At 28.7% G+C, this 9034-nt stretch carries 13 protein-coding genes; 11 read left to right on the top strand and 2 right to left on the bottom strand.

Annotated features, from left to right (window positions below; all coding sequences use genetic code 11):
- Positions 1 to 124: 124 nt before the first annotated feature.
- Together PNO30_RS03245 and PNO30_RS03240 are read left to right on the top strand one after the other, a co-directional pair.
- Positions 125 to 322, top strand: a complete 198-nt coding sequence (locus PNO30_RS03245) for a hypothetical protein (RefSeq protein WP_271987140.1) — start codon at positions 125 to 127, stop codon at positions 320 to 322.
- Positions 323 to 345: 23 nt separating this feature from the next.
- The gene (locus tag PNO30_RS03240) at positions 346 to 762 is read left to right on the top strand and encodes an NAD(P)H-dependent oxidoreductase (RefSeq protein WP_271987143.1); all 417 of its coding nucleotides are present in this window, start codon (positions 346 to 348) and stop codon (positions 760 to 762) included.
- A 48-nt stretch (positions 763 to 810) separates the two neighbouring features.
- On the opposite strand, the gene PNO30_RS03235 is transcribed toward PNO30_RS03240, so the two are convergent.
- Positions 811 to 1446, bottom strand: a complete 636-nt coding sequence (locus tag PNO30_RS03235; RefSeq protein WP_271987139.1) for a YigZ family protein — start codon at positions 1444 to 1446, stop codon at positions 811 to 813.
- Positions 1447 to 1600: 154 nt separating this feature from the next.
- On the opposite strand from PNO30_RS03235, the gene PNO30_RS03230 reads away from it, so the two are divergent.
- The 3 genes from PNO30_RS03230 to PNO30_RS03220 are packed head-to-tail and all read left to right on the top strand — an operon-like array spanning position 1601 to position 3453.
- Positions 1601 to 1918, top strand: a complete 318-nt coding sequence (locus PNO30_RS03230) for a PadR family transcriptional regulator (RefSeq protein ID WP_040464235.1) — start codon at positions 1601 to 1603, stop codon at positions 1916 to 1918.
- Positions 1911 to 2519 carry a DUF1700 domain-containing protein gene (locus tag PNO30_RS03225; RefSeq protein WP_271987138.1) on the top strand — a complete coding sequence of 203 codons (609 nt, stop codon included), beginning with the start codon at positions 1911 to 1913 and terminating at the stop codon, positions 2517 to 2519. The genes PNO30_RS03230 and PNO30_RS03225 overlap by 8 nt, the downstream gene beginning before the upstream one ends.
- Entirely contained in the window at positions 2512 to 3453 is a 942-nt protein-coding gene (locus PNO30_RS03220) for a DUF4097 family beta strand repeat-containing protein (RefSeq protein WP_271987137.1), read from the top strand. Before PNO30_RS03225 ends, PNO30_RS03220 begins: the two co-directional genes overlap by 8 nt.
- A gap of 42 nt (positions 3454 to 3495) precedes the next feature.
- On the opposite strand, the gene PNO30_RS03215 is transcribed toward PNO30_RS03220, so the two are convergent.
- The gene (locus PNO30_RS03215; RefSeq protein WP_271987136.1) at positions 3496 to 4842 is read right to left on the bottom strand and encodes an LCP family protein; all 1347 of its coding nucleotides are present in this window, start codon (positions 4840 to 4842) and stop codon (positions 3496 to 3498) included.
- A gap of 184 nt (positions 4843 to 5026) precedes the next feature.
- On the opposite strand from PNO30_RS03215, the gene mutM reads away from it, so the two are divergent.
- From mutM to PNO30_RS03185, 6 genes are all read left to right on the top strand, one after another.
- Complete coding sequence (mutM, locus tag PNO30_RS03210) at positions 5027 to 5887, top strand: bifunctional DNA-formamidopyrimidine glycosylase/DNA-(apurinic or apyrimidinic site) lyase (RefSeq protein WP_271965974.1); 861 nt, start codon at positions 5027 to 5029, stop codon at positions 5885 to 5887.
- Between the two features lie 12 nt (positions 5888 to 5899).
- A complete protein-coding gene (locus PNO30_RS03205) occupies positions 5900 to 6748 on the top strand; it encodes a YitT family protein (protein ID WP_271965972.1) in 849 nt (282 codons plus the stop codon).
- Between the two features lie 70 nt (positions 6749 to 6818).
- Complete coding sequence (locus PNO30_RS03200; protein WP_271987135.1) at positions 6819 to 7151, top strand: hypothetical protein; 333 nt, start codon at positions 6819 to 6821, stop codon at positions 7149 to 7151.
- Positions 7152 to 7213: 62 nt separating this feature from the next.
- Positions 7214 to 7765 (top strand): ribonuclease M5, encoded by a 552-nt coding sequence (rnmV, locus tag PNO30_RS03195; RefSeq protein ID WP_271987134.1) that lies wholly within the window; start codon positions 7214 to 7216, stop codon positions 7763 to 7765.
- Positions 7765 to 8625 (top strand): 16S rRNA (adenine(1518)-N(6)/adenine(1519)-N(6))-dimethyltransferase RsmA, encoded by an 861-nt coding sequence (gene rsmA, locus PNO30_RS03190; protein WP_271965969.1) that lies wholly within the window; start codon positions 7765 to 7767, stop codon positions 8623 to 8625. The genes rnmV and rsmA overlap by 1 nt, the downstream gene beginning before the upstream one ends.
- Positions 8626 to 8635: 10 nt before the next feature.
- Positions 8636 to 8917 (top strand): nucleotide pyrophosphohydrolase, encoded by a 282-nt coding sequence (locus PNO30_RS03185; RefSeq protein ID WP_271965968.1) that lies wholly within the window; start codon positions 8636 to 8638, stop codon positions 8915 to 8917.
- Positions 8918 to 9034: the final 117 nt, after the last annotated feature.

Raw genomic sequence — 9034 nt, 5'->3', positions numbered from 1 at the left:
ATAACATCCACATGTTTAAACTAAATATATATGTGTCCAGAATTTTGGGTACACATCATTTCTTCGAAATCACGATTTTCAAGTCACTCCCTATTTTTTATATTGTATTATTTTATGAGGTGAAATGATGAAAATTTTACAGATTTTGTGTCATCCAGATTTTGATGGAAAGCATAGAATTTCTAATATTTTAGCAAAAATCGGTGAAGAGAAATTAATAGAAGAAGGATTCGAAGATATCGAAAAGATAAATTTATATGATCCGAGTCTTCACATTCCGGTGATGGATAAGTTTATGTTAATTATGAGGGAGTACAATTAACAGAAAAAGAACAACAGGATAAAATTAGACAAAAAGAATTATTAGAACAATGGAAGAGTGCGGAAGTAGTATTTATTTATATGCCGCTTCATAATTTTAATGTAGTATCAAAATTCAAAGATTATATTGATAATATCATGATAGTAAATGAAACTTTTAAATGTGAGGTAGAGTCTTTAATAGGACTAGACGATTCTAATAAACAAATAACCTTCATCATAACCAGTGGGGGAGAATTTGATAAGCATATCCAATATACTAATTTAGACTTTGCAGTTCAATATGTACGAGGAGTATTTAGCATCCTAGGAATAGACAAAGTTAAAGTTATAAGAGTAGAGGGCCTTGATTTAGCATTCAATAATAAAGAAAAAATAGTAGAGAAGGGTATCTCTGATTTAAAAGAGTGGATAGATGAGTTTTCTAGTAGAAATAAATAATGAAGGTATAAGAGGCCATGAAGTATGGTTTCTTGTACCTTCTTTCTTTTATTTAATATCAAATTCGAGTTGTTTTTCTTTTGAAGATAGAATTTTGAATTGACCATTAGTTAGGTTAGTAATCCAATTTTCAAAGTTATCGTAGTCTTCTTGCATTACATAAATTGTATAAATGATTTTGTCAGTGTATTCTAAGTTGTTCACGATGAAATTAGTTTTTCCAATTTCATACTCTATTTTTCCATTTAGACTATAATCTAATTCTAATCTAACTTCAAAAGCATCTTTTCTTTCTACCAATATTGCATTTTTTAGCGCATTAATTACTCCACCACCATATGCACGAACTAAACCACCAGTTCCTAGTTTAGTTCCACCATAGTATCTTATTACTGTGGCACAGACATTTTTAATTTCATTCTTTACTAATACGTCTAGCATTGGAGCGCCAGCAGTTCCACTAGGTTCTCCGTCATCATTAGCACGAGTTATTTCGTTATTATCACCAACTACATAGCATGAGCAAACATGTGTAGCATCGTAGTGTTTTTTCTTCATTTTTTGAATAAACTCTCGGGCTTCCTCTTCGCTATTAATTCTTATAAGATGAGTAATGAATGTAGATTTTTTTTCTACAAATTCATCGTATGAATCTTCTTTGATTGTAATAAATTTTTTCGCCATAGTACCTCCTTTGTAATTTATAATTTGCTGAATTTACTATATTAATTATGATGTATTATAAATAAAATGTCAATAATTAGAATGTATTGCTCATTATACTACTTGACAAATTATACTATGCAATGTATAGTATTATGTGAAAGGAGATATTTGTATGGAAGCTCAATTAAAAAGAGGTTTATTGGAAATATGTGTTCTTGCTACTTTACGTAATTCTGAATCATATGGGTATAAAATTATAAAAGATGTTTCAAATGTAATTCCTATATCGGAATCAACGTTATATCCAATCTTAAAACGCTTGGAAGCAAACGATTGTGTTACCTCATATTCGGTAGAACATAATAGTAGACTAAGAAAATATTATAAAATTACAGATGTTGGTCTCAATAAAATTCAGGAATTTCTTATCGACTGGAAAGTAATAAGTAATGCACATAAATATATATTAGGAGATGAAAAACATGAATAAGACACAGTTCTGCGCTCTTTTGGGAAATAAATTAAAACCATATTTATCGCAAAAAGAGATGTATAAAACACTTAATTTTTTCGAAGAAATGATTGATGATCGTATTGATGAGGGCTTAAGTGAAGAAGAAGCTGTATCACAATTAGGGGATATTAATATCATCGTTGATCAAATTTTAGATGAACATAATATTGGAAAAAAACAAACAAAACTAGTATGGAGGTTTATACCACGAAAAATCCCTACAGAGCTCGGCTTTATTATTACCGTATTATTATTTCCTGCTTGGATAACTATATTTTCTCTAGTCGCTAGTCTTTTTATAGTTATTCTGTCTATAATATTTAGTATTGTACTTTCTATTATAGCTATTTTCATTGGTGGAATCTTATTGATATTAAAATCCCCATTTTATCTTATTTACGAAAGAAATATTTCGTATTTCTTAGATACTTTAGGATTTGGATTTGTTATTTCAGGGGCTAGTTTAATTGGTATTTACTGGTTGATAAAAATATATAAAAAATCACGTCAAAATGGTATAAACATCAGAACAATTTTTGTGAAGATTTTCAAAAAAGAGGTGTATATAAATGAATAAATTTATAAAAATTTCTATTAGTTTTATAATTTTTGGATTAGTATTGATAGGATTAGCAGCTTACTTAAATAATGGTCATGTACCTAGATTTTCTTCTAATTTAGAGAAAAAGAATTATACTGTCTCAATTAATGATGTTAAAAATTTAGATTTAGATATTATTGATTCTGATGTAACCATAGAAGAGAATACTGCTTCTAAAAATATGGAAATAGAATACTATACTGCTCTAGAACGTAAAGTTAATATAGAGCACATAGGAAATAAGTTATCTATAAAAGAAAATAAAAATATTGTGGGTATTAATTTTAATTTCTTTACTGAAAAAAGAAAACTTATTATAAAAATACCTAAATCTTCTAATATCGATATCAATTCAGTTAATAAAATAGGAGATTATTTTATCAAGAATCTAGATATTAAATCTCTTATAATTAATAGTAAACTAGGTGATGTATATATAACTAATATTTCAGCTTCAGATGCTGACATTAAATTAGCAACTGGAAATTTAAATATAGATAACTTAAATAGTAAAAATAATTCTCTAAAAATTAATGTTGCTACAGGAAATGTTAAATTAAATAATATTAATGATTTAAAAGATATTAGTATTGATAATAAAACGGGAGATACAGATTTGTCATCATCAACAATAAAAGATATTAATATAACTAATGAACTAGGAAATATTAAGGTAAGTAATCTTCCTAGTGAAAGTTCAGATAATATTAACTTAAAAACAACTACTGGTAATATTATTTTAAGTAATCTTACTGCAAATAATTCTATTATTCTTAAGTCAACAAAAGGTGATATTATAGCTGAATTAAGTGATGAAGAATCAAATTTTACAAATAGCTCAAATAAAAAGAAACAATTATTCACATCTTCAAATACTGGAACTGTAAATGTAAAATTTTCAAATAAATAATTAATATCCCATCAAAAGTAGTTTTTGATGGGACATTAATTATTATTGATTATTATTAACTCCGGTATTTTGATGGGTATTTGTAGTACCGATACCAGTTGTAGTATTTTGCTGTTCATTGCTATTGTTAGCATTGTTTTCAGTATTACTATTTTCATCTGGTCTATTTTCGTTACTTACTGTAATATCTTTTTTCAGATCTTCTTTAGAAAGCTGTTCTGGAAGATTGATTAGTAAATCTCCAGGTGACATTATTGTAAGTGAAACTTCTGGATATATAGTTTTAGGTAATAAATCAGTTATTCTATATTCTTTTAATCCAATATTTATGTGACCTTGGTAATATATATTTAGTAAATCTTTTGATTTTGGTAATGGTAAATCTAAATTATCTCTTAACGCTGATGATGCGTATAATAGAGATAGTGGACGAGGATAGTAGTAATATACGCCGTTGTACATTACATCATATCCATCGATTCTGTGTGAAACGATTTGAATATCATCATTAAAGAACATTTTTATCGCTGAAGAGATTTCTGTCGTTGATAGGTTATGTTCTACATTATCACCTGCAATATTAATTACATCATTGATTTTAGTTAAAGCATTTAAACTTTTTGCTTTATCGATAAGAGCGTGAATAGCTTGAAGTTGACGTTGACCACGTTCGATATCACTATCGTAATATCTACTACGAGCAAAAGCAAGAGCTTGTTCACCGTTTAGAGTGTGCCATCCTTTTGTTAGTTTAACAGTGTTTTCTTCACCATTAGCATTTTGTTCATCCATATCGAATGGTACATATAAATCAATTCCACCGAAGGCATCAACAGTTTGCTCAAAAGCCTTGAAGTTTATTAATACGTAGAAGTTAATAGGTGTATTTAATAAGTTTTCTACTGCGTTTGTTGTTCCTTTTACATCATTATAAGCATGAGCATGTGTAATCTTATCATAGAAGTATGCACTATCATTGTTCTCGTCATTCTTTTCACGCATCAAAGCAAGCGAGTCACGAGGAATACTAACCATATCCATACGTTTTTTATCTTTGTTAACAGTTGCTAGAATCATTGAGTCTGTTCTACTGTCTTCACGAGTTTGACCTTGAGCTTTACGGTCATCATTCATATCTATTCCTAAAATTAATACTGAAAATTTCTTAAAGTTAGGATCAACTTCTTTTAAGTAATCAACTTTTTTATATCCTTTGTGAGTTGAATTATAGAAGTTGAAAAACGTATACGCGGCAAAAGCTCCTGTTCCTAAAAACAGCAATGCTAGAACTGTAAATATTATTTTTTTAAATCCTCTTTTTTTAGGAGAGTGTTTATCATTTCTTGATCCAGAACTGATTCTATCTCTTCTAGATATTCTTTCTTTCATTTAATATAATCCCTTCTATAACATTATAACTTTTTTATTATACTACAAATTTCAATTTGTTGCCATAATAAAGGTGAAAATTGGAGATAAATATTGAAAATTAGAAAATAAAAGTGGGAAATTTTTGATATTTTCAAATATTTATATTAAAATAAAAAAGTAAGTATAAAAATAGGAGTATATTATGCCAGAATTACCTGAGGTAGAGAATATAAAATTTGGACTTGAAGAAGTAGTAATAAATAAGCAAATTCTAGATGTGAAATATTCAAATGTTGTAACAGAAAGTCATAAATTGAATAAAATGGCGATAGTGAAGCAGGATATAAATTTTTTTTCGGAGAATGTAAAAGGTAAAACTATAGAAAAATTATCTAGAAGAGGGAAATATTTATATTTTACATTAAATGAAGGATATATTATCACACATTTTGGAATGACGGGAGCATTTTTTTTAGTAAAAGATATAGCAGAAATTACCAATAAAAACTACTTCAAACATCAACATGTGATTTTCGAATTATCGACTGGTGAAAAATTAGTCTACAGTGATATTAGAAGATTTGGCGAACTTAGATACATAGAAGATATAACGAAATTTAAACCTTTTGTTAATCTCGCTCCAGAACCGTTTGATAAAAAAGCTAAAAAGTATTTTCTAGATAAATTAGATGAAAATAAATATAAAGATCAATCTATTAAAGCATTGCTATTGGAAGGGAATGTATTTTGTGGATGCGGGAATATTTATGATTGTGAAGTATTGTATCGTCAAAAAATACACCCTTTAACTAAAGCGAGTGAACTTTCTAAAAAGAAGAAGGAAAGTTTATTTAAGGAGTTAGTTGATATTCTCGATTTAGCGATAAAAGAAGGTGGATCTACAATTTCAGATTATGTACATGCTGATGGTGGAGAAGGAAATATGCAGAATTTCCACCAGATTTATGGTAAGAAGGTTTGTCCATTAGGCCATGATGTTGAAAATGTTACAATAAAAGGTCGTTCGAGTCATTTTTGTCCTATTTGTCAAAAAATAAAATAAAAAGGAGATTCAATGGATAGTAGATTAGAATTTTTAAAGAAATATATTAGTATAGTTATAGGATCGTTGATCTTTGCGGCAGGATTAGAATTTTTCTTAATTCCTAATAATATCCTAGATGGAGGAGTGATTGGGGTATCTATTATTGCTCGCCATTATTTAGGATTACCACTTGGATTATTTATCTTTCTTTTAAATATTCCATTCTTATATTTAGGATATAAACAGATTGGTAAAGGATTTTCTATAGCATCTATTTTTGGTATTGTTATTCTTTCTGCAGCTACATCATACTTCCAAAGCATTCCACCACTAGTTACGGATCCATTTTTAGCTTGTATATTCGGAGGAATTATACTTGGAATTGGAGTAGGGCTAGTTATCAGAAATGGTGGTACATTAGATGGTAGTGAGATGTTCTCAATCTATGCTACAAAAAAATTACCGATTTCTGTAGGTGAAATGGTTCTTGGAATAAATGTTGTTATCTTTATCGCATCTGGATTTGTTTTCACATGGGAAGCAGCATTATATTCTATGATAAGTTATTTCATCGCATCTAAAGTTATGGATATCGTTATTGAGGGACTTAATGATTCTAAATCTGTTATGGTAATTACTAGTAATTACCAAGTAATAAGTCAAGAAATTCAAGATAGACTTGGTCGTGGAGTGACTCTATTACATGGTGAGGGTGGTTATTCAGGTCAAGAAACAAAAATTATCTTTTGTGTAATTACACGTATTGAAGAATCAAAACTAAAAAAAATAGTCTTTAGGAACGATAAAAATGCCTTTCTATCGATTGGAACAGTTAGTGAAGTAAGTGGAGCTAACTTTAAGAAAAAAGATATACACTAATAAACATTCCTTTGCAGAGTTTTCTGCAAAGGATTTTTTGTGTTATAATGACTATAAAGAGGTGGGAGTTATGGAAGAATTATATAATTATCTTATTAAGAGTGAGAAAGTTTATTTGTTAGAAAGAAGAAAAACAGTAAAGTGGTGGCATATGTTATTTGACCTTGTTGGATTTCTATATTTTTTGGGAGAATATGGAAAAGATAAGACTTATGATTGTTACTTAGTTAAGTTTGAAAAACATTGGGAAATACTAGTGTATAAAAAAGGAAAAGCACTAGAAAAAATTAAGCTTAAAGAGAAATTTGAATTGAAAAAGAAATTTCTTTGTGGAGGATATAAGTATACAGTTCACCATGAAATCACACATGAACTATACAACTATTTGAAATATTCATGCTAGTATGAGCAAAATTTGTCTAAATATGTTATAATAGACTGATAAATTTTTTAAAGGATAATAAAATGAAAATCAAAGAAATAATATTAGTAGAAGGAAGAGATGATACCAATAGGGTTAAAGAAGCAATAGATTGCGATACATTTGAAACTAATGGTTCTGCCCTTACTAAGAAAAAAATAGAACGATTAATCTTTTTAGAAAAAACAAGAGGATTAATAGTTTTAACAGATCCTGATTATGCGGGAAAAAGAATTAGAAGTATAATAGAAAAAAATATCCCTACGGCAAAACATGCATATATATCAAATAAAAAGGCCGTTGATAGTAAAGGGAAAATTGGAATAGAAGCTGCGAGCAAAGAAGATATTATAGCCGCTATTAAAAATCATTATACACCGATGGATGAGGTGAAAAATGATATAAGTAATGAAATATTGATAGAGTTAGGTTTGGTAGGAGGAACCACGTCAAAAGTCCTAAGAGAAGAACTTTGTGAAAGATTAAATATAGGTTACACTAATGCAAAACAACTACTAAATAAACTTAATATGTATAATATTTCTAAAGAACGTTTATTAGATGAGATGGAAAAAATAAGTAAAGGATTGAAATAATGATAGGAACACCTAAGAAAACTTTTGAAATACTAAAAAAACACGGATTCACATTTAAGAAGAGTTTAGGACAAAACTTCTTGATAGATGCGAATATCTTAAATAGAATCGTTGATGGAGCTGGAGTAAATGGAAATGTAGGAGTAATAGAAATCGGGCCTGGGATAGGTTCTCTTACAGAAGCATTAGCAAAAAAAGCCAAAAAAGTAATTTCGTTTGAAATTGATGGTAGACTTTTACCGATTTTGTCTGAGACGCTTGCAGACTATCCGAATGTCGAGATTATTAATAATGATATCTTAAAAGTCGATGTTGATAAAATAATCGCTGAAAAGATGTCAGATTGTGAAAAAATTATGGTAGTAGCTAACTTACCGTACTATATTACTACACCAATTTTGACTCATTTAATTGAGAACACTGAAAAGATTGATGGTTATGCAGTTATGATGCAAAAAGAAGTTGCGAATAGATTAAATGCGAAAGTAGGAACAAAAGATTATAACTCATTAACAATTTTATTAAATTACTATACAGATGTTGAGTATTTATTTACTGTACCGAAGAAAGTATTTGTACCTGCACCAAATGTTGAGAGTGCTGTTGTAAAAATTATGACAAAAGAAACTCGCGAATTTGAGACTGATGCCAAATTCTTTAAATTCGTGCGTTCATGTTTCGTTCAACGTAGAAAAACTTTACTTAATAATTTGATTTCAAGTTATGGTAAAGATAAGAAACAAGATCTGCAAAATGCTTGTGTAGACAGTGATATTGAACCTGGAAGACGAAGTGAAACTCTAAGTTTAGTGGAATTTTACAATTTATATAATAATTTAATAAATAACAGCCTAATTTAAAGGTAAAAAGATGGAAGAGTTAAAAACTATAATAACTGAGTTTAGAGAAAAAAGAGGTTGGGGAGAGTATGATACTTTAGAAAGATTTTCTAAAAGTATATCGATAGAAGCGGCAGAATTACTAGAACATTTTCAATGGAGCGAAGAAGGAGATGATATACAAGAGATAAAAGATGAACTGGCAGACGTACTAATTTATGCTCTTGCAATGTGTTATCATCTTAATGAAGATCCTAAAAAGATTATAAAAGATAAGTTAGTTGATGTCGCAAGACGTTATCCAGAAAAATAAAAGAGGTTGACTCAAAAGTCTTAAAATTTAACAAAGTTCATATGATAATATATAGATGCAGTGGTTTATTGATATCTAAATTCGCCTTGTAAAAGCTCTTTAGATATCTAATAAACT

The organism is Gemella haemolysans, from assembly GCF_028308085.1.
GTDB classification, from domain to species: domain Bacteria; phylum Bacillota; class Bacilli; order Staphylococcales; family Gemellaceae; genus Gemella; species Gemella haemolysans_D.
This window is presented reverse-complemented; position numbering and strand designations above follow the sequence as displayed.